Source organism: Psychrobacter sp. M13, assembly GCF_030718935.1.
GTDB classification, from domain to species: Bacteria; Pseudomonadota; Gammaproteobacteria; order Pseudomonadales; family Moraxellaceae; genus Psychrobacter; species Psychrobacter immobilis_G.
Genome location: NZ_CP132194.1, coordinates 2,998,359 through 3,018,689, shown reverse-complemented (window position 1 = coordinate 3,018,689; position 20,331 = coordinate 2,998,359). Strand labels below are relative to the sequence as shown.

20 protein-coding genes are annotated in these 20,331 nt (G+C 41.8%); 9 read left to right on the top strand and 11 right to left on the bottom strand.

Translation table 11 applies throughout. The annotated features are described in order from the left end of the window. Positions 1-186 precede the first annotated feature (186 nt). From Q9G97_RS12825 to hisF, 7 genes are all read right to left on the bottom strand, one after another. Positions 187-558 (bottom strand): hypothetical protein, encoded by a 372-nt coding sequence (locus tag Q9G97_RS12825; RefSeq protein ID WP_305899124.1) that lies wholly within the window; start codon positions 556-558, stop codon positions 187-189. 53 nt (positions 559-611) lie between these two features. After that, entirely contained in the window at positions 612-2,000 is a 1,389-nt protein-coding gene (gene glmU, locus Q9G97_RS12820; protein ID WP_305899123.1) for a bifunctional UDP-N-acetylglucosamine diphosphorylase/glucosamine-1-phosphate N-acetyltransferase GlmU, read from the bottom strand. 159 nt (positions 2,001-2,159) lie between these two features. After that, entirely contained in the window at positions 2,160-2,768 is a 609-nt protein-coding gene (locus Q9G97_RS12815) for a phosphatidylglycerophosphatase A (RefSeq protein WP_305899122.1), read from the bottom strand. 3 nt (positions 2,769-2,771) lie between these two features. Next, entirely contained in the window at positions 2,772-3,809 is a 1,038-nt protein-coding gene (gene thiL / locus Q9G97_RS12810; RefSeq protein ID WP_305899121.1) for a thiamine-phosphate kinase, read from the bottom strand. A gap of 2 nt (positions 3,810-3,811) precedes the next feature. Further along, the gene (gene nusB, locus Q9G97_RS12805; protein WP_305899120.1) at positions 3,812-4,921 is read right to left on the bottom strand and encodes a transcription antitermination factor NusB; all 1,110 of its coding nucleotides are present in this window, start codon (positions 4,919-4,921) and stop codon (positions 3,812-3,814) included. Positions 4,922-5,119: 198 nt separating this feature from the next. Further along, a complete protein-coding gene (ribE, locus tag Q9G97_RS12800; protein WP_201570527.1) occupies positions 5,120-5,644 on the bottom strand; it encodes a 6,7-dimethyl-8-ribityllumazine synthase in 525 nt (174 codons plus the stop codon). A gap of 126 nt (positions 5,645-5,770) precedes the next feature. Beyond that, positions 5,771-6,553, bottom strand: coding sequence for an imidazole glycerol phosphate synthase subunit HisF (gene hisF / locus Q9G97_RS12795; RefSeq protein WP_305899119.1), 783 nt, complete (start codon positions 6,551-6,553; stop codon positions 5,771-5,773). A 252-nt stretch (positions 6,554-6,805) separates the two neighbouring features. Here hisF and Q9G97_RS12790 point away from each other — a divergent pair, with 252 nt between their 5' ends. The 5 genes from Q9G97_RS12790 to Q9G97_RS12770 all read left to right on the top strand — a co-directional run bounded on the left by Q9G97_RS12790 (position 6,806) and on the right by Q9G97_RS12770 (position 12,161). Continuing rightward, a complete protein-coding gene (locus Q9G97_RS12790) occupies positions 6,806-7,654 on the top strand; it encodes a class II glutamine amidotransferase (RefSeq protein WP_305899118.1) in 849 nt (282 codons plus the stop codon). 235 nt (positions 7,655-7,889) lie between these two features. Beyond that, positions 7,890-9,119 (top strand): homoserine kinase, encoded by a 1,230-nt coding sequence (locus tag Q9G97_RS12785; RefSeq protein WP_305899117.1) that lies wholly within the window; start codon positions 7,890-7,892, stop codon positions 9,117-9,119. 138 nt (positions 9,120-9,257) lie between these two features. Continuing rightward, positions 9,258-9,593, top strand: coding sequence for a hypothetical protein (locus Q9G97_RS12780; protein WP_305899116.1), 336 nt, complete (start codon positions 9,258-9,260; stop codon positions 9,591-9,593). Then, the gene (locus Q9G97_RS12775) at positions 9,594-10,493 is read left to right on the top strand and encodes a class II glutamine amidotransferase (RefSeq protein WP_305899115.1); all 900 of its coding nucleotides are present in this window, start codon (positions 9,594-9,596) and stop codon (positions 10,491-10,493) included. Between the two features lie 9 nt (positions 10,494-10,502). Further along, the gene (locus Q9G97_RS12770; protein ID WP_305899114.1) at positions 10,503-12,161 is read left to right on the top strand and encodes an RNA-binding domain-containing protein; all 1,659 of its coding nucleotides are present in this window, start codon (positions 10,503-10,505) and stop codon (positions 12,159-12,161) included. A 165-nt stretch (positions 12,162-12,326) separates the two neighbouring features. Here Q9G97_RS12770 and Q9G97_RS12765 read toward each other — a convergent pair whose 3' ends face one another. Next, complete coding sequence (locus tag Q9G97_RS12765) at positions 12,327-12,878, bottom strand: YchJ family protein (RefSeq protein WP_305899113.1); 552 nt, start codon at positions 12,876-12,878, stop codon at positions 12,327-12,329. Between the two features lie 177 nt (positions 12,879-13,055). Then, entirely contained in the window at positions 13,056-13,772 is a 717-nt protein-coding gene (locus tag Q9G97_RS12760) for a metal-dependent hydrolase (RefSeq protein ID WP_305899112.1), read from the bottom strand. Positions 13,773-13,889: 117 nt separating this feature from the next. Between Q9G97_RS12760 and Q9G97_RS12755 the strand changes: the two genes are divergently transcribed. Then, complete coding sequence (locus tag Q9G97_RS12755; protein WP_305899111.1) at positions 13,890-14,906, top strand: DUF3025 domain-containing protein; 1,017 nt, start codon at positions 13,890-13,892, stop codon at positions 14,904-14,906. Between the two features lie 269 nt (positions 14,907-15,175). Further along, positions 15,176-17,962 carry an aconitate hydratase AcnA gene (gene acnA, locus Q9G97_RS12750; protein WP_305899110.1) on the top strand — a complete coding sequence of 929 codons (2,787 nt, stop codon included), beginning with the start codon at positions 15,176-15,178 and terminating at the stop codon, positions 17,960-17,962. Between the two features lie 131 nt (positions 17,963-18,093). On the opposite strand, the gene Q9G97_RS12745 is transcribed toward acnA, so the two are convergent. Together Q9G97_RS12745 and Q9G97_RS12740 are read right to left on the bottom strand one after the other, a co-directional pair. Next, positions 18,094-18,570, bottom strand: a complete 477-nt coding sequence (locus Q9G97_RS12745) for a hypothetical protein (protein ID WP_305899109.1) — start codon at positions 18,568-18,570, stop codon at positions 18,094-18,096. Between the two features lie 36 nt (positions 18,571-18,606). Further along, positions 18,607-19,260 (bottom strand): LysE family translocator, encoded by a 654-nt coding sequence (locus tag Q9G97_RS12740; protein ID WP_305899108.1) that lies wholly within the window; start codon positions 19,258-19,260, stop codon positions 18,607-18,609. A 175-nt stretch (positions 19,261-19,435) separates the two neighbouring features. Between Q9G97_RS12740 and Q9G97_RS12735 the strand changes: the two genes are divergently transcribed. Both Q9G97_RS12735 and Q9G97_RS12730 read left to right on the top strand, forming a co-directional pair. After that, positions 19,436-19,735: a hypothetical protein gene (locus Q9G97_RS12735; protein WP_305899107.1), complete on the top strand. Its 300-nt coding sequence runs from the start codon at positions 19,436-19,438 to the stop codon at positions 19,733-19,735. A gap of 106 nt (positions 19,736-19,841) precedes the next feature. After that, positions 19,842-20,216 carry a DUF2809 domain-containing protein gene (locus Q9G97_RS12730; protein WP_305899106.1) on the top strand — a complete coding sequence of 125 codons (375 nt, stop codon included), beginning with the start codon at positions 19,842-19,844 and terminating at the stop codon, positions 20,214-20,216. Positions 20,217-20,331: the final 115 nt, after the last annotated feature.

Sequence of the window (20,331 nt, the reverse complement as noted above, 5' to 3'; positions counted from 1 at the left end):
CATCTGCATTACCTGCGATTTTTACCTAGACTAGAACCATTTTAGCTATCAGCAGTGCCTACTTGTGAATGTTCAACAGACCCTAAGGTCTAGATAAATACTAATAAGCAGCACCACAAATATTGCCGCGCTGCTTATAGATAATATAGTGATACTTTTGAATGGCTAAACTTAAACATTCAAGCGTTATTCTGACCCTTGAGTAAATTCAAATACTTCACCTTCAGTAGTCATCACTTTTCTATACCCTTTTTCCGCTTCTAATGACACCGCTGTGATGTCATTGACACTAGCAGAACCGTTCGCGTTTATATATATCCAAACTTCATTACCATTAGGGTAGGTCATTATATAACGCTCGTAAGAAGCGTTATCGGGATCAGGCAGCATACCCACACCCCAGTTAAAATGACAGTTACCTGAGTACTTTGATACTTTTTTAGCATCAGAGTAGTTGCACTCTCCATCATATTCTAAAGTAGTGCTCGCTGAGGCTATTGAAAATGACAGAACGGTAGTTGAAAAAATAAAAATAACCGATAAAAATTTTCTCATCATACATTCCTTACGCTGTTATTTTTAGATAAAAAACGTTTACGTTGCTGTGCTATTTATTTTTTAGTCGGCCGAACAAAATCAGCTTTTTGTACTTGACGACCGCGACCCAACGCTAAGGCATTAGCATCGACATCGCTGGTAATGACAGAACCTGCACCAACCGTAGCATTCTCACCGATAGTCACTGGCGCCACTAAGCTTGAGTTTGAACCAATAAAGGCATTATCTTCGATGATCGTTTGTGATTTATTGACCCCATCATAATTACAGGTAATGGTTCCCGCACCGATATTGGCACCAGTGCCGACTGTGGCATCGCCAATATAGCTTAAGTGATTAACCTTGCTGCCATGACCAATTGTTGATTTTTTAATCTCAACAAAATTACCAACTTTGCTGTTATCCGCCAACACCGTATCAGGACGTAGATTGGCAAAAGGTCCAATATCGACGCCTGCACCAACTTGAGTACGATCAATGACACAATAGGGTTTTAGATGACAAGCATTACCAATCTGTGCATTCTTAATAATACAGCCAGCTTCAATATAAACATTATCACCAAGGACACAATCCCCTTCAAACACGACATTGACATCGACGAACACATCTTGTCCAGCGCTCAAGCTACCACGAATATCAACGCGAGTTGGATCAGCAAATTGCACACCAGCCACTTGCAAATCAGCAACCATCTTATTCTGCCAAGCGCGCTCTAAGCTGGCAAGCTGTTGACGATTATTAACGCCTTCAATCTCAAACGCATGCTCAGGCTCAATCGCTGCGATAGTAACGCCATCTGCTACTGCCATTTTTACAATATCGGTCAAATAATACTCTTGCTGCGCATTATCATTAGAAAGCTTTGGCAAATATTTATGTAGTAAGGCATTATCTACACAATAAATACCGCTATTAATCTCAGCAATGAGTCGCTCGTCATCATTAGCGTCTTTTTGCTCAACGATAGCCTCGATATGCCCATTGCTATTACGCTTGATACGACCAAGACCAAAGGGATTGGCTACGGTCAGTGTTAACATCGACATACCGTCAGTATTAGCGCTCTTTAGACTGGTTAAAGTCTGATTGCTAACCAGTGGCACATCACCATAAAGTATTAGACTTTGTCCCTCTTTTGGCAACTTATCAAGAGCGACTTTTACCGCGTGTCCTGTGCCTAGTTGTTCCGTCTGCGCGACCCAAGTAATAGGCAGATGCGCATATTGATTGTCGATAGTCGTCTTAACTTGATCACCGCCAAAACCATAAACGATGATAGTGTCATCCACATCAAGCTGATAGCAAGTATCTAATACGTGACCTAGCAAGGTTTTCCCCGCTAGAGTCTGCAGTACTTTTGGCTTAGCGGACTGCATGCGCGTGCCTTTGCCAGCAGCGAGAATAACGACAGATAAAGATGAAGACGCAGATAAGGACATATTATTTCCAAAAGTGTAACAAGATATAGTTTAAAATTATAACCTAAATATCCGATAATACATATAGGTAGTAAATATCGATTTATGTTGGCATTAATTTATATTGGAATAGTTAACAGGTGGTAATAGAGCGCTATTCTCTATTACCAATGCTGCTGGCTATAGCATTATACCTACGATAAAAATAATCCAAACGATTGCGGCCATGACCCCTGCGATAATATCATCAAGCATAATACCGAGACCGCCTGCGACTTTTTCGTCCGCCCAGCCGATAGGGGGCGGTTTTATAATATCAAAAAAGCGAAATAGGATAAAAGCGACTGCTAACGAGAGAATAGATAGCGCCTGAGTAATGTCTTGCCAAAAGTTGGCGATACTTACGTTCAAATAGGAAAAAGGCAGTAGGGTAATCCAAATACCCGACCATTCATCCCAAACAATATGCGGATCGTCGTGCATCTGCATTAGCTCAGCGGTACGCCCACATATCCAAACGCCAATCACACAAGATAATATTGTGATAATCAAAAAAGGTATAAAGCCTAAGCTCATCAGCGGAATAGCGATAATGAGTCCACCAACGGTTCCCCAAGTGCCAGGCGCGCGACGTGGCAGCCCGCTACCCAAACCAATACCTAGCCAATAAACTATGGTATCAAGTGTGCTGGCATTAGCAGGCAGGGGCGGGCAGTCATTGGCCTTACTGATATCAGGCTTATGGCTATTATCAGGCTTATGCTCGTTGTTAGAGGCGTCATTAGTCATAGATTAACCTGCAAAGTGTTGATAACCCGTCAAAGTGGGAAGCATGGTAAAAGGTGCTGGGTTTGCCTGAGTGACGGCTTGATTTTGATAAAATAACTGTGGATGTAATGGGGTGGTAGTGTTCGTATCAGCGGTAGCGATAACTTCACCAACGCAAGTGACTTGAGTATTACTGATAGGTAGCTCGATATTAGTAGGCAAAGTAAAAGCTAGCTCGTAATCATCGCCCCCGGTCAATTGACACAATAGACGCTGGGCCAAATCGACTTTTGCTAACGGCTCACTAACCGGTAACTGCTCAAGATTGACGCGCATCGCAACGCCACTCTGCTGACAGATATGACCTAAGTCCTGATACAGCCCGTCAGAGATATCTATCATGGCGGTCGCGCCAATTTTTGCTAACGCAGCACCTAATGTGATACGCGGCGTTGGCATATGTAAGCGATGGACAAGCTCTTGAGCACTAGTATTATGGGCATTATCTAGGTTTCTCAAAGCATAAGCGGCATCACCAAGCGTACCCGATACATAGACCTTGTCACCCACTTGCGCACCTGAGCGATAGACTGCTGGGGTGTTTTTCTCTAATAGCCCTTGAGCGCTAACACTCAATATTAAGCTATCACTACGAGTCGTATCACCACCGATCAGCGCCACATTGAATAGCTTGCAGGCATGAAATAAGCCCTTAGCAAATTCAGTTAGCCATAGCTCATTAGCTAAGCGCTCAGGCAAAGCTAATGCTAGTAAGATGCTGTGCGGCGCGGCGCCCATAGCGGCTAAATCTGAGATATTGACGGCAACTGCTTTATAGCCAATAGAGAATGCTAACGCGTTAACCTCGTCCCAATCTGCGCTAAAGTGTCGGCCTTGCACGAGCGTATCGATGCAACTCACCAGCCGCACGTCAGCTGGCAAGCTCATTACGGCAGCGTCATCACCGATGCCTTTATTGATGCCTTGACTGATATCAGTAGGCAAAGATAAATCAGCTTGCAGCTTAAGAAATATGCGCTCAATTAGCTCAAATTCAGTCATGACTAGTCGTTATCTTTATTAACAGTGTTTTCTGGATGAGCAGTATCATCATCGATACTACCATCATGTGCCTCTGCTATTGACTCACTTACACTGGCAGCAACGATACTAGCCGTATCTAAAGTTTCTGTACCAGTTTTTATATCAGTTTCCGTATTAGTCTCTATATTTTGAGTATTAACGGTTTCGTTGATAGTAATTGTGCTGGTCTCTTCAACGATAGCAGCTGGTGTTACATTATCTGTTTTCGTGGTGTCTGTTTTTGTATTGATGGATTGAGCCTTTGCATTAGCAATCGCAGCTTTGGTACTAGTGCCAGCGGTAGCTTTGCTTGGGCGCTTACGCTTAATGCCTGCTTTATTAGCGCTAATTCGGGGCTTAGTAGAGGCATCAGCTGTCTCAGTTTCGGCAGCTAGCGCTGTTTCGTTGACTGGCGTTGGTGCTGATATTTTTGTAACCGCAGGCTTTTGTGAGTTGCGCTTATTGGCTTTGGTGTCAGCTTCTACTTCAAGACTACGCAATTCAATGGCTATTCTATCCAGTACCGCATTGATTAATTTATGCGCGTCGGTCGCTCCAAAGTGATTATTCAGCTTCATCGCTTCGTCCATCACGACTTTATAAGGAATCTCTAAGCGGTTTTGTAGCTCATAAGCACCAATCAATAAAATAGCGTGCTCAACGGTATCGAGCTGATCCACTTCACGGTCTAGATGCTGGCTAATCAGCGCATCTAAAGCATCAATTTGCTCTGGGATATCATGCATCATCTCATGATAATAGCCAATATGTACTGTATGCATCGCATTAGTGGCACGCGTACGCGCTGCGATATCATGTGGGGCATTGTCTTTCCAGCCCATCTTACCTGAGGTATCAAAGCGACGATCGGTAACTAGCCACTCATACAAGCCTTGCATAGCAAAGCGACGCGCCTTTCGTACCGCCGTGTGGCTAGTCTTATAAGTCGACTCACTCATATCGAAGCTCTGCTCACCAGCACTACTGCTTGCCAGACGAATCGCTTCGGCTTGTTCGGACTTCAAATCCATGTCGGTATGGTTTTGAGCGGTTTTTGCAGCGTTAATAGCTTGCTTGAGTTGGTCAGTCATAAGGGTCAGTACCTAGGTGTTGATATGTTAAATAGGGTCGTTAATAAATGGTTTTGGAGCGTATTATTAATAAGAAACAATGCTGTTAAATAGTAGTCGACTGGTAAATTTTGCCAGTCCGTTTTAGAGCATGAGCGCTATGATAGTGGCATAGCGCTCATTAATTTTTTAAAATGATTAAACTACGAGCGCTTCAAATTAAGCGTCGTCTTCATCGCTGTCATCGATATCCAGCTGTGACAGTACTGCGATCATCTCAAGCACCACCATCGCCGCCTCTGAGCCTTTGTTACCGGCTTTAGTGCCCGCACGTTCAATCGCTTGCTCGATGCTATCGGTGGTCAATACGCCATTAGCGACAGGGATATTATAATCGGTAGCAACACTACTTAAGCCTTTAGCGGATTCGCTGGCCACAAAGTCGAAATGTGGGGTGCTACCACGGATAATAGCGCCCAAAGCGACAATAGCGTCAAAACGATCTGATTCAGCAGCGCGCTGGGCAACTAGCGGTAACTCAAAAGCGCCAGGTACTCGGACGACAGTGATATTGCTACCCAATACGCCATGACGTAATAGCGCATCGATAGCGCCATCTACTAGTGACTCAACCACAAAACCATTAAAACGGGCGACCACGATACCGACACGAACGTCAGCATTTTGGTGCAAGTTACCATCGATATGAGTGACGGCATCGCGCTGTTGTTGTAAATTTGACATAGAGTTATCCTTTATTATGAATCGTTTTTATCGTAAATGTGCTGAGATGAATTATCATCAATAAATAGGTAGCGCTATGATAGCATTTTTCTAGATAAAATTGTGTTTTACACAGCCACTACTGTCTTATAGGCGCATCGGTATACCTTGTGCTGCCATATAGCGCTTTGCCTCTAAAACAGTGTGCTCACCGAAGTGAAAGATACTAGCAGCAAGTACCGCATCGACGCCACCTTGTAATACGCCATCGGCTAAATGCTGCAAATTACCGACACCACCTGAAGCGATTACTGGTACGTTGACATGGCTAGTAATCTGCTTCATTAAGGCTAAATCGTAGCCCTTTTTGGTACCATCCCCATCCATTGAAGTGACTAATAATTCACCAGCGCCCAGCTCTGCCATTTTAGACGCCCAAGCAACCGCATCTATGCCTGTCGACTTACGACCGCCATGGGTAAAGATTTCCCAACGTGGTTGCAGGATACCATCGATCATAATATCAGCGACTTGCTTAGCATCGATAGCCACGACGATACATTGGTTGCCAAATTTTTGTGCCGCTTCCCCTACGAATTCAGGAGTAAAAACAGCTGCTGAGTTGATCGCCACTTTATCTGCGCCTGCATTAAGCAGGTTACGGATATCAGCGACCTTACGTACGCCGCCACCGACAGTTAGCGGTACAAAGACGCTTTCTGCCATACGCTCAACCGTATGATAGGTAGTATCACGCGCGTCGCTGGTCGCCGTAATATCTAAAAAAGTAATCTCATCAGCGCCTTGTTCGTTATAGCGTCTAGCGACTTCGACAGGATCGCCTGCATCGATAATATCGACGAACTGCACACCTTTGACCACGCGACCATTATCTACATCCAAACATGGAATAATACGTTTTGCTAGCATAGGGTCTCACTTATTAATTTAAAACCATAAAGGTATTTATCGATGCATTTTACCAAAATTAGCAAGCTGATATCATGGTAATCGACATTTAAGCTATCTATTTTATAACTACTTTAATTTTCTTAAAACTACAAAGCTAACAAAACTTTTAACTATCATTTATTTGAATTTATATATAATAAAGTTATTGTTTAACCTCTCAAAGTTCAAAAATTTGATAATTGAAATTTTAAAAAAATATTAAGGCTCCTTATGTGTCAATTGTTCGCTATGAACAGCAAAAACCCTGCCGATATTAGCTTTTCCTTTACAGGCTTTCGTTGTCGTGGCGGCTTGACTGATGATCATACTGAGGGCTTTGGCGTGGCTTATTTTGAGCCGACAGGGCTACGACTGTATTGTGATGATCGCGCGGCTATGGACTCGCCAATTGCTGAACTGGTGAGCCTCACTAAAGTTAAAGCTTTAACCACTATCGTGCATCTGCGTAAGTCAGATGATAGTCTGTTGCGTAATGCTCATCCCTTTATTCGTGAGATATGGGGCGAGTCTTGGGTGTTTTCTCATAATGGTAAAATGACTATTAAGCAGGCGAGTGATAACGATGCTATCAAGCAAGGAGTGTCGCGCTATTATTGCCCAGTAGGCGATACGGATTCCGAGTTTGCCTTTTGCTATTTGCTTAACCAGCTAAAAGAGCGTTTTGAGCATAAGCCTGATGATAAGACGATGTTTGACTTTTTGACAAAGCAGTGTCGATTTTTGGCTGGTTATGGTCTTTTTAACTGTCTATTATCTAATGGCGATTGGCTACTGAGTTATGCGACAACTTTACTGTTTTACGTCACTCGGCAAGCGCCGTTTGGCTCAGCGACTCTCATAGACGCTGATATCACTATCGATTTCGCTCAAGTTAACAAGTCTGACGATGTGATTACTATACTTGCGACTACGCCATTAACCAGTGATGAGAATTGGCAGCAGCTGGCTATTAATGAGTGCGTGATATTTGCTGAGGGCGAGATTATTTATCAAGATATTCCAGAGTCGCCTGAGTATTTATCGATTGAAAAAGGTTTAGAGATTGCTAAGAATAAGTAGTTTGTACGCAGTCGTTTTTATAATAAAAAGTAAAAACCATAATGGAAATGTTGTTAAGGCTTATTCTAAACTGTGATGGAGTAATGGTGACGATATCAACCTTAAAAGCCAAATAACTTTGAATAATAAAGGTAGTTGCCGCATCAAGGTGTAAGCTTAACAATTTTAGGTATAATAGCCTTATTCTAAATTATTCAATATCTCCATTCATTCATTAATTTTTACGAGAGCGCCCATGTCCGTCTATACTCAACTTACTAATGAGCAATTTGCTGCATTTTGTCAAAACTTTGGCGTATCTTTTGCCCGTGCTATTCCTATTACCCAAGGTATCAAAAACTCAAACTGGTTTATTCAAACCACGGATGATAACGATGGCGATCACTCTTATGTCTTCACCTTGTTTGAAGAGCGTCCACCAAGTGATATCGAAAAAATGGCGGTTATTCTTAATCAATTGCAAGGTAAACTGCCCGTTGCTGCGCCATTGGCTCTAGTCAATGATAAAGCAGATGATAATACGAACCAAAAAAGCTACGTCATCCATTACGATAATAAAGCCATTACCTTAGTGCCTTGCTTAGCTGGCGCACATCCCAAGCAAACTACCCAAGCGATGTGTCACGAGATTGGCGCAGCGTTAGCCCTGCTGCATGAAACCTTGCAGGCGCTGCAACCAAGCGAGGATTATGGCGTAGCGCTTTATCCCTGGAGTGAGGTTCGTGATCGCGAAATTCAATTTATGCCTGGTGATGAAGCCAAACTGATGGGTGATATTTGGCAGTCTTATACGGATTTGCCACTTGATACCTTGCCAAAAGGTCTGTGTCATCTTGATATGTTTGCTGATAATACCTTGTGGGACTTACCATCACAAAACCTGCCAGCACAGAATTTGCCCTCTAACAATGGTCAACAAGCCAATGCAAAACTGACGGGCTTACTTGATTTTACTGAGGTCAGTGTCGATCATTATGTGATGGATATTGCCATCACTATCAATGACTTTTGTACGACTTGGGGCGATGCTGAGCAAGGCGAGACGGTAAATTTTGACCGTAGTAAAATGAGCGCTTTTTTAAAGGGATATGAGTCTAAGCGCGTGCTTAACTTTGATGAGAAACAGGCGCTACCGGTGATGCTTGTCAAAGCGGCGGTGATATTCTGGCTACTGCGCCTTAATGTGATTCATTACAATCGCACCGAGGGCCGTACGGGCGACAATATCATGGTAAAAAACCCTGATTTGATGAAACGTCTTGCTGCTTATCACTTCTCACATGTCGAAAAAACAAAAGACTGCGTTTACGTTGTTATCGATAGTGAACAGGATAATAAGATAAAAGGTGTTTTTAGCACGGTAATACAAGCTGAGCAGGCACGCGATCGCTTAAATAAATCGTTAAATGTGGATGCTACTCACACAGTAGTAGTCAAAGAATATACAATGAATCAATTGGTTTAATTTTATTCTCATCCTTTTGTATAGGCCTATTCTGAATTGACCTTATCTATTCTTAAAGTCTTAGCCACTTACAGATTTCCAAGTCTTGCAATGGCTAAGCACGCAGAACCCAATCTTGCAGAATCTAAGGATACCCTTATGACTAATGAAGCTGACAATTGGCACCAGCTGGCGCGCTACGACACCAATATGCAAGGCGAGCTACATGCTAACCTATTACGCAATAATGGCGTTACGGTTTCGTTGCAACCGCTGAGCGCTATACCAGGCATGAACTCTGGCATTGTATTGTGGGTTGAAAAAACCGATCTAGCACAAGCTCAGCACATCCTACAAAGCGTCAATAATGATGGTGCTGATGGCGCAAGCCTGCTCGCTCAGATGAGTGATGCCGAATTAGGTATCAGTAACGACACTTCATCAAGCCAAGCGATAAGCGATAGCAGCACAATGAATAAAGGCGGTACTCTGTAAATGTGTCAACTCTTAGGTATGAACTGTAATGTCCCAACCGATATCGGCTTTAGCTTTGCAGGGTTTCGTCGGCGCGGCGGCGTGACGGACAGCCACGAAGATGGTTTTGGTATTGCGTTTTTTGAGCGTAGTGACTGCGCTGACAATAATAACGCTTCAACGGGGCTGCGTCTGTTCCATGATAATCGCCCTAGCCATGAGTCGCCTGTCGCAGATTTGGTCAATAACTATCCGATCAAGGCGATAAATGTCATCGCTCATATCCGTAAGGCCACTCAAGGTCAAAACTGCTTGGCTAACACCCATCCCTTTGTCCGTGAAGTATGGGGCGAGCAGTGGGTATTTGCGCATAATGGACAGATGAATAAGTCTTTTATTCAGCGCTGTCAGCGTTTGCAAGACAATGGCAATGCTGAATACTGCCAGCCTGTCGGTACTACTGATTCTGAAATGGCATTTTGCTACTTAATCAATCGCCTTAAGAGCAGCTTTAAATCGCGTCCTGATGATCGGACTCTATTCAACTTTCTGACCACTCAATGCCGTTATCTATCGGCCAATGGGCTGTTTAATTGCCTGATATCTAATGGCAATTGGCAACTGGCTTATGCGGGTAGCTTATTGTTTTATCTCACCCGTCAAGCGCCATTTGGCAAGGCGGAGTTGGCTGATGATGAGCTGGCGATTAACTTTGGTGATGTGACCACTGATACTGATAAAGTCACTATCTTAGTCACCGTACCCTTGACCAAAAATGAAAAATGGCAACAGCTGGCCGTCAACGAATGCATCATCTTTCGAGATGGCGATATTCTATTTAAAGACAGTCCAAGCCAGCGTAAGTTTTTAACGATTGACGAAGGGATAGCTATTGCACGATCGGTTGGGGCGAGTGTTTAGGGGTGAATGATGAATCATGATGATCTGTTGGCGATATTAGATACCCTCATTAAAGACTGGGAAAGCGAAGTCGTTGAATTTAAGCGAGGTAAAAAAGAGTTCTCTTTATCAGATATTGGAAAATATTTTTCAGCGATAGCTAATGAAGCTAATTTGCGCGCGCAAAAATTTGGCTGGTTGGTATTTGGTATTGATGATAAAACTAGACAAGTTATTGGCACAGATTACAAAGCTAATAACTCTGAACGTATACAAGCAGTGAGTCAGCAAATTTCTCAAGAGATGCAACCAACAGTCACTTTTAGAAATATTTTTGAGTTGAAACATCACAAGGGTAATGTTGTTATGTTTCAAGTTCCAGCAGCGCCTAAAGGTTCGCCAATATCTTACAACGGACATCATTACGCTAGAGCTGGTGAGAGCTTAGTAGCGCTAGGATTAGATAAGTTAAATGAGATTAATCAACAAGAGAAATGGATAGATTGGTCAGCACAAGTAGTATTAGAAGCGACGATGGACGATTTAGATCCAGATGCTCTAATTAAGGCTAAACAAGGTTTTTCTAGAAAAACGGGTCAAAGATTTGAAAGCAAGATGTTACTTGAGCTTAGCGATGAAGATTTTTTGAACAAAGCTAGATTAATTGAAAACGGTAAAATTACTAGAGCTACACTCTTACTTCTTGGAAAACCAGAGTCAGTTCGCCTCCTTTCTCCTCATCCAGCAACAATGGTATGGAGCCTAGAAGCAGAAGAGCGAGCTTATGAACATTTCTATCCACCTTTCCTACTAACATCAACACAGCTCTATCAAAAAATACGTAATTTTCAGATACGAATTTTACCTGACAATGAATTGATTCCCGTCGAGATTGATAAATACAATCAACGTGTTGTGTTAGAGGCATTACATAATTGTATTGCTCATCAAGACTATACCAAGCATTCTAGGATTATTGTGTCTGAGAAAACAGATCGTTTAATCTTTGAAAGTGAAGGAAGCTTTTTTGATGGTAAGCCTGTGGATTATATATCAGGAGATAGAAGGCCAAAAAAATATCGTAACTTTAAGCTCGCGCAATCTATGGTTCAACTTAATATGATTGATACAATGGGCTATGGTGTTCATGAAATGTATGAGAAACAGGCAAAGCGCTATTTACCTTTACCTGACTATGATTTGACTATGCCTCAAACAGTAAGATTGGTTATATATGGAGATGTTGTTGATCCTGCTTATAGTAAATTATTGATTAAAAATACAGACCTATCATTAATGGAAATTATAGCATTAGATAGGGTTCAAAAGAGTCAGGATATTTCTAAAGAAATGGCTAAAGAGTTACAACGAAAGAATCTCATAGAGGGACGGAGACCTAATTACTATGTGTCTTCATCAGTGGCAGAAGCTACCAACAAAAAAGCTAAATATATACGTAATAGAATTCAAGATGATACTTTCTATATGCAACTTATCTTAGATTTTATAGGTAAGTACAGTCAAGCTACAAGACCTGAAATTGATAACTTATTATTGCCTAAGCTTAGTGAGATTCTTGATGAAAAACAGAAAGTTACTAAAGTAGGTCATCTATTGACAAAACTCAGAAAAATGGAAAAAATTAAAAATATTGGAGCAGGTAAACATTCAAAATGGGTTATGAGATGAGAGAAGCACCTCAAATGAGAGAACTTTGAGAGAGAAAGAGCTTGATTAAGAGAGAGGTAAAATATTACTTATTTATAAGTATATGATATAAATAGATATTTTGTAAAAATATTGATGTAGCGTATGTATAATTTGAGAGAGAAGTATCAAATTGTGAGAGAAGAATCAACCCAAATAAACCCCACAACAGCGCTTAAACTTCTCCCCAGACCCACAAATACACGGCTGTTTTTGACTAACACTCATATCAACAGTCGGATCTAAAAAGTACCAGCGCTCGCTTGTTTTATCTTTTACCTTTACGAAACTAGATAATTCATGATGCGCAGCTTGCTGACCATCAGGCTGCCCTTTTGACTGGGTATAAAACGCTTTAAACTCAACTTGTGCATGACGCTTACCTAGCTTTGCAGTATGACTGACAATCTCTAATCCTGCCCAATTGGTCTCACGTGCCCATGATTCTATAGACTTAGTATCAAGTAATGCTTGCTGCGCAGGTAAAGTAGTCTTGACGATATATTCTGGCTTCACCAACACAAAAGCACTATAACGCGTACGCATGAGACGCTCAGCACTTTCGGCTTTGATACCATCAGCTTTATCACTACTGTTATCAAGTAAACTATCGTGATACGGCTGACAGCAGTCGCTATAAGCTATGGGCTGTATTAAGAAATCTAACTTTGGCGAGACTTGGCAAGGGCATAGTTGCATAATAACTCTGACTTGATGTAGTTTATCGTAGGGTGCATTCCATGCACCATTTAGAATGAAATTTTAATAATAGAAATATTTACTTAAAGGGTTTTATTTGAAAGTTGAATAAAGTAATTTTTACACCAATAGCTTTCTGGTGCTTAAAAAGCACCCTACAAATAATAGTAATTTCTCTTAACGAAAATAGTCTTCTAGGATATTCGGTAACATACCTACTCTAAGCTGAGCCCATGGCGCTGGGTCGTGCACTTGTTCCCAAAACGGCTCAAAAGGTGGGGCAAAATATACTAGCAGTGCAAGCACAGCATATAACAATAAATACCACCATTTGTCCCGATGCTGATAGAACTTCATCGCGGTACCTGAAGAGCGCTTCATTTTCATGCCTGATAAATTAACGCTATATAGCTCATCAAGGCTTAGATGTACCAGTGCGCCACCAAACAGAAATAGCCCATAAAACCAGCTGGTAGTCAGAGCATTATCCATGACAAAATAACTCAAGCAAGTCAGCCCTAGACCTAGGATTGCCATATAAGGCACCGAATGAATGACCCCGCGATGCACCGTCATGGTGGTAAAGATATAAAACACTACGTAGCGCATAAAACCATAGCCCGCCAGCCATAACGCCATAAGTGCTAATAGGCTTAACTCATCACGCCAGTGCATCACTAGCCCAAAAGCAAACATAAAGGAAGCTAGATTAAAGCCAAGCTTGATCGGTGTCGAGTTGTCCGAATCCAAATCAGGTAAGAGTCCACCTATCGTGCCGAGCGCTACGCACATCAAAAACCCCGAATCATCTATCAACCCAGTTTTATAAATGGTCAAAGCGGCGATACCACTCACGGCAAATGCGCCATTAAGATGGGTGTTGAAATTGGCCATAAAAAGGGTCTCGAGTAGTGCTCTAAATAAGAGGTCAGCTGCTATTAAAAAAGCGCCCTATGATACCATAGGCCAATCTACTACAGACTCTAAGATACTTATTTTGAGATTCTAATTATGACTATTGCTAACTCGATTAATAACGATTTCTCAAGCTCTTATTCTTATAATCAACTTGATGCAAGCTTTGCTCCTATCGACTGGCAAGCGCCTTGGTTGGCTCACATAAATCAATTAAGCTATCTAAGTGCCACTATAAAGCAGCTGAGTGATGCTAACGCTAATGTTAATAAAGCCGATAAGCAACTAGCTAATACTGCTAGCTTAGATACTCAAATAGATGTCATTGCCAAAGTATTAAATACAGCTTTAAAGTGGCAAAGTGAAGACTGCCAAACTCCATTGCCGACCACTCAACCTATAGAAGACAATCAAGATTATCGTTTAAAGTTTGTCTCGCAAAACGCTTTACCAGAGGGTATAGGTTATGAGCAGTTTATTGGTAGCACAGGCAAAATTCCAACGCGAGATAATTTGCATGATTTATTTAGCGGTAGCATTTGGCTAACTTTTCCTAAAACTAAAGCGCTACTAAATTATTATCATATGCTAGAGATTGCAGCGTGTCATGAGGATGGTAAAGGTGCAAGACGCGGGCGAGTACGCGATACTATCACTGTCTTTGACGAAAATGGTGCGATACTCGTGACCGCTGACCCTAATATAGGTGAGGCATTGATTAATTTTGACTGGCAGGCAAGTTTAGTTGTACCGCGTGATAAGTGGGATAATCCCAAAAAACGTGATACACATTCTCAAGCTGCCGTTTATATTTTTGGTCATGCCTTGCTCGAACAGTTAATACAACCGCGCAAACCTTTGTGTGCGCATAGCGTGGTTATTAATGTAGCGGCTGATTTCTTTGCATTATCTTTGCCTGAGCGCATCTCTTATTTGGATGACCAGCTTGTCATATACATGGATAAATTATTATCAAAGCATGATATAACCCCGCGTCAACTTGCACCATTACCTATTTTGGGCGTGCCACACTTTTGGTCAGAGAACGCTGATCCTAGATTTTATGATGATAGCTATGTATTTCGTAGCGGACGGCGAAAACCAAGCAAGTGAGTTGACGTCAAAACCGTTAAATAGCTGTTTTTTCTCGTAATTAGTTACCATTCACTAACTAGATAAGGTTAACAAGTATAGGGTTAATTGTTATAGTAAAAGGGTAGCGGCATTAATTATTAAGATTTCAATAAAAAGTCTCGTTAGATATTTACAACGAGATAAGTAAAGCGCAATGACTAAAATTTAGATAAATAGAATTTAGAAGTATAGCCACCTGTCATAAAAATAAATTCATAACATTCTACTTAGTAGATAAGGAAGCTACCATGAGTGATATCTTCAATGTAAAAAACACTTTGAGTGTTGACGGCAAGGATCATGCCTATTACAGCTTGCCAAAATTAACTGAAACTTACGAAAATATTAGTAAGTTACCCTTTTGCATGAAAGTTGTTTTAGAAAACTTATTACGTAATGAGGATGACGGTCAGTCTGTTGGCAAAGACCATATCGAAGCGGTCGCTAATTGGGACGCAGGCGCAGAAGCGTCAAAAGAGATCGCCTTTATGCCAGCCCGTGTCGTGCTGCAAGATTTCACAGGCGTGCCCTCAGTAGTCGATCTCGCAGCCATGCGTGATGCTGTTGTTGAATTAGGCGGTAAAGCCGAACAGATTAATCCCTTTATCCCAAGTGAGTTGGTCGTCGATCACTCGGTACAAGTTGACGCTTACGGCCGCGAAGATGCGCTAGATTTGAATGAAAAGATCGAATTTAAGCGCAATAATGAGCGCTATGAGTTTTTGCATTGGGGCAAGAATGCCTTTAAAAACTTCGTTGTTGTACCACCAGCCACCGGTATTGTGCATCAGGTTAACTTAGAGTACCTAGCACGCGTGGTGATGGCTGCTGATGTCGACGGCGAGCTGACCGCTTATCCTGACACGGTGTTCGGTACGGATAGTCACACAACGATGATTAATGGTATCGGCGTGCTTGGTTGGGGTGTCGGCGGTATTGAAGCGGAAGCGGCAATGCTTGGTCAACCGTCCTCAATGCTTATTCCACAAGTGGTCGGTTTTGAGCTAAAAGGTAAGCTTAACGAAGGCGTTACCGCAACGGATTTGGTATTGCGCGTGGTTGAAATGCTACGAGCCCATGGTGTCGTGGGTAAGTTCGTTGAATTCTTTGGCGAAGGTCTGCATAGTATGCCGCTGGCTGATCGTGCCACCATTGCCAATATGTCACCAGAGTATGGTGCGACTTGTGGTATCTTCCCGATTGACCAAATGGCGATTGATTATCTGCGTCTATCAGGTCGCGAAGAGAGCCAAATTAAGCTCGTTGAGCAGTATGCCAAGGCGCAAGGCTTATGGCATGATGCTGATACGCCAGCTGCGACTTATTCAAGTAAGTTAGAGCTAGATTTATCATCGGTACAGCCTGCACTTGCAGGTCCTAACTTACCACAGCAGCGTATCAATTTATCTGATATGCACGAAAAATTTGGCGAAACGCTAGAAAAAATGACCAAAGATCGCAAATCGGAAATCAAAGGTAAAGAGCGTTTTGATGAAGAAGGCGGCGAGCAAGAGCAAGCCGATAGACTCTATGCTAAGCCTAACGTCTACTCTGATGTCAATATCGATGATAAAAGCCATAAGCTGCGTGATGGTTCGGTCGTTATCGCCGCTATCACCTCGTGTACTAACACCTCAAACCCTGCGGTTATGATTGGGGCAGGGTTGGTGGCGAAAAAAGCCGCTGCAAAAGGTCTAAAAGCCAAGCCTTGGGTTAAAACCTCGTTGGCACCTGGTTCGAAGGTGGTGACTGATTATCTTGAAAAGTCTAAGTTAATGGACGAGCTTGAAAAAACAGGCTTTTACTTAGTCGGCTATGGTTGTACCACTTGTATTGGTAACTCAGGACCGCTCTTAGAGTCGATCGAAAAAGGCATTGAAGAAAAAGATTTGGTCGCCGCTGCTGTACTCTCAGGTAACCGTAACTTTGAAGGTCGTATTCACTCACATGTAAAAGCAAGCTACTTGGCATCGCCGCCATTGGTTGTCGCTTATGCGCTGGCAGGTACGGTCGATATCGATTTGACGACGCAGCCACTAGGACAAGATCAAGACGGCAATGAGGTGTTCTTAAAAGACATCTGGCCGACCTCAGAAGAGATTAACGAGCTGATCGCTAATAATATCGATGCGGATATGTTCCGTAAAAACTACGGTGAAGTGTTCGACGGTAGTGCCGCATGGAACGCCATTAGCTCAGCCGATAGCCAACTGTACCCATGGAGCGAAGCGTCTACGTATATCAAGAACCCACCGTTCTTTGATGGTATGACTATGGAGCCAGAAGGTATTCCTGATATCGAAGGCGCGCGTATTTTAGGTCTATTCGGCGACTCGATCACCACAGATCATATCTCGCCTGCTGGTAATATCGATGCTGACTCTCCTGCGGGCAAGTACTTGCAAGAGCGCGGCGTAATGGAAGCGGATTTTAATAGTTATGGCTCACGCCGTGGTAACGATGCGGTGATGACACGCGGCACCTTTGCTAATATCCGTATCAAAAACACGATGATGGGTGGCAAAGAGGGCGGTTATACGTATTACTTCAACGGTGATAGCGCCACGTTACAAGATGGTCAAGAAATGGCTATCTATGATGCGGCGATGAAGTATAAAGAAGACAAGCGTCCGCTCGTAGTACTAGGCGGTAGCGAGTATGGCTCTGGCTCAAGTCGTGACTGGGCAGCCAAAGGTACTATTTTGCTCGGAGTAAAAGCGGTATTGACCAGCTCATTCGAGCGTATTCACCGTTCAAACTTAGTGGGTATGGGTGTGTTGCCATTGACCTTTAAAGAAGGTGAAAACGCAGAGACCTATAAGCTTGATGGTTCAGAAGTCATGAGTATCACAGGTCTTGATAATGGTGAAAGTAAAACAGCAAAAGTCACTGCTACCCGTGCTGATGGCTCAACTGAAAGCTTCGATGTCAACGTCATGCTACAGACACCAAAAGAGCGCGAATACGTGCGTCATGGCGGGGTATTGCACTATGTATTGCGTCAACTCGCTGCTGAGAGCAAAGACGCTGCGTAGTGATTAATTAGACTCGATATAATTAAACTAAGTATGACTAAAAAGGCCCAATCCCAATAAAAATCAGGGATCGGGTCTTTTTTATTAGTTGAGAAACAGGAAGCAATTATCTGAGGATATATTTCCTTGAATTATCTGAAGTTCTCATTCCAGTTCTCCTTAAATATTTTATTTAGGAATTGCTCTTTATCGATGCTACCATCATTTTTCAAGCAAGTCTTATCGACAAAAAGATAACTTGTCCAGCTGATATCAGGAGACAGTTCATTAATTGCATTGACGATATCAACTTCATTAATTTCAGAAAAATCTTTGATAACAAGTTTTTGTGCCAGCTCTAAAATGCGACTCTTTGTTTTATACTCATTAGAATTTGGATACTCAGCAATTTTATCAAAAAATTTCTCGTAATTGATACTTAAGTCTTCGTTTATACTTAAGTCTTCGTTTACATACTCATCACTCCAGAAGATATAATCACTCCAAAAAGGGTCGGGAGACAGTTTATTTAGTTCAAGGCTTATTTCTATTTCCCTTGATTCTGAGCATGTGGTTTTAAGTAACTCTTCAAGTAAAAAAGTAAATTTTTCTTTAACGTCATCGTTCATTATTATTTCCTTCCTCTATCATTGATTACAGTTATCTCAACTCTTCTCAGTCAACAGCTTAATCCCCATCCCAATAAACACCACACCGCCGATCTTATTTAATATCGACTCAATAGCTGGATTCTCGCGTAGATTCTTACTGAATATCGATGCCAAAAACGCCAAGCACGAGCACCACAAAAAGCCAGTAATCGCAAAGCTAATGCCTAACATCAAAAATGATACCGTCACATAAGCGTAGCTTGCGTCGATAAAATGCGGGAAAAAAGCGATAAAAAATAGCGCAACTTTTGGATTAAAGACGTTGGTTAATACGCCTTGCTGGTATATCTTCCAACGATCTAACGGTTTTGAGCGAGTAGGCTGTTCACCCTCCAGCAAGCTATCGCTGAGCAGCGACTCACCTTTATTCATTATCATCTTATAGCCCAAATAACATAAGTAGATAGCGCCAATATATTTGACGATTATAAAGGTAAAGGGAGAGTTAGCCAGCAGGATGGATAACCCTAGCGCTGCTAGAACCGTATGTACCAAAATCCCTGAAGTGATGCCCAATACAGAATAAAATCCCGCTCTGCTACCCTGAGAGATACTGCGCGTAATGATATACATGCTATCGGTGCCAGGAGTGACATTTAGCAAAACGCTGGCAGCAATAAATCCTAAGTAGTTTTCGATACCGAACATGGACAGGACTCTTTTTAATGTATTTACACAAGCTCAAGTAACTGTATTTTAAATTAGCTTAAGCGCTTCAAAATCAATTGCTTTCAAAACTTTAAGTTAACTTTTACTACTGTTTAACTCAATAGCTGATAATATATTGCAATAAATAAGACATTTGTTGTTAAAAGGATTCTATATGAAAAGGTTAGCTTGTACATTACTATTATCAGTTTTTACCATTGTCGCTGGGATGAGTGCTGCTCATGCTGAGAGAGTCTGTAAAGTAACGGATCCAACTGGGACGCCACTCAATATACGTGCTGAGCCTAACGGTAAGGTTATAAATAAGCTGCGTAACGATCGAGAAGTTTATATCACCAAAACTACCTACGACTCCAAAGATCGTCCTTGGGTCTATTTGGAAGGTTATTATCAAGGAGAGTATAGATATTGGGGCTGGGCCATTAGAGAGTTTGTCTCCTGCTATAATCAATAAGCAGTTATAAGTTTTAGCTTAAATAATCCTTTAATACTTCATAATAAATAGACTGTTTCTTTGCTACGCTGATGTTCTGTTAATTGTCATAAGCGTAGGATAAGCCTTGTCAAAAATAACTAAATTTCGCTTTCACTTCGGCTATCTCTTATTAGCTATTTTACTTTTCTTAGTTGAGATAGCGATTGCCAAATATATGGGTGGCTGGATAAGGCATTACTTCGGCGATGTATTGGTCGTTATATTGATATATAGCGCCTTGATGACAATCGTTAATTTTAATAGAAAGGCAGTGATCCTATTTACGCTGATATTCGCTTTTGCTATCGAATTTAGCCAATATTTTAAATTGGCGGAGCGTTTGGGATTTGAGCAGGGTAGTGTGCCTTATATTGTCTTGGGTAATACTTTTAGTGTAGAGGATTTAGTCTGTTATGCCGTAGGCTGTCTGCTTATTTTGCTAGTTGAAAGGGTTTTTTAAAAAGTTTACTTTAAATGATTTAGGTAAATTTGCTGGGGTAAAAATCTAGCCTATATCAAAATAGCTATTTTAATGAAACCTATATCTCAATAAATCTTAATTCTCAAAATCCATT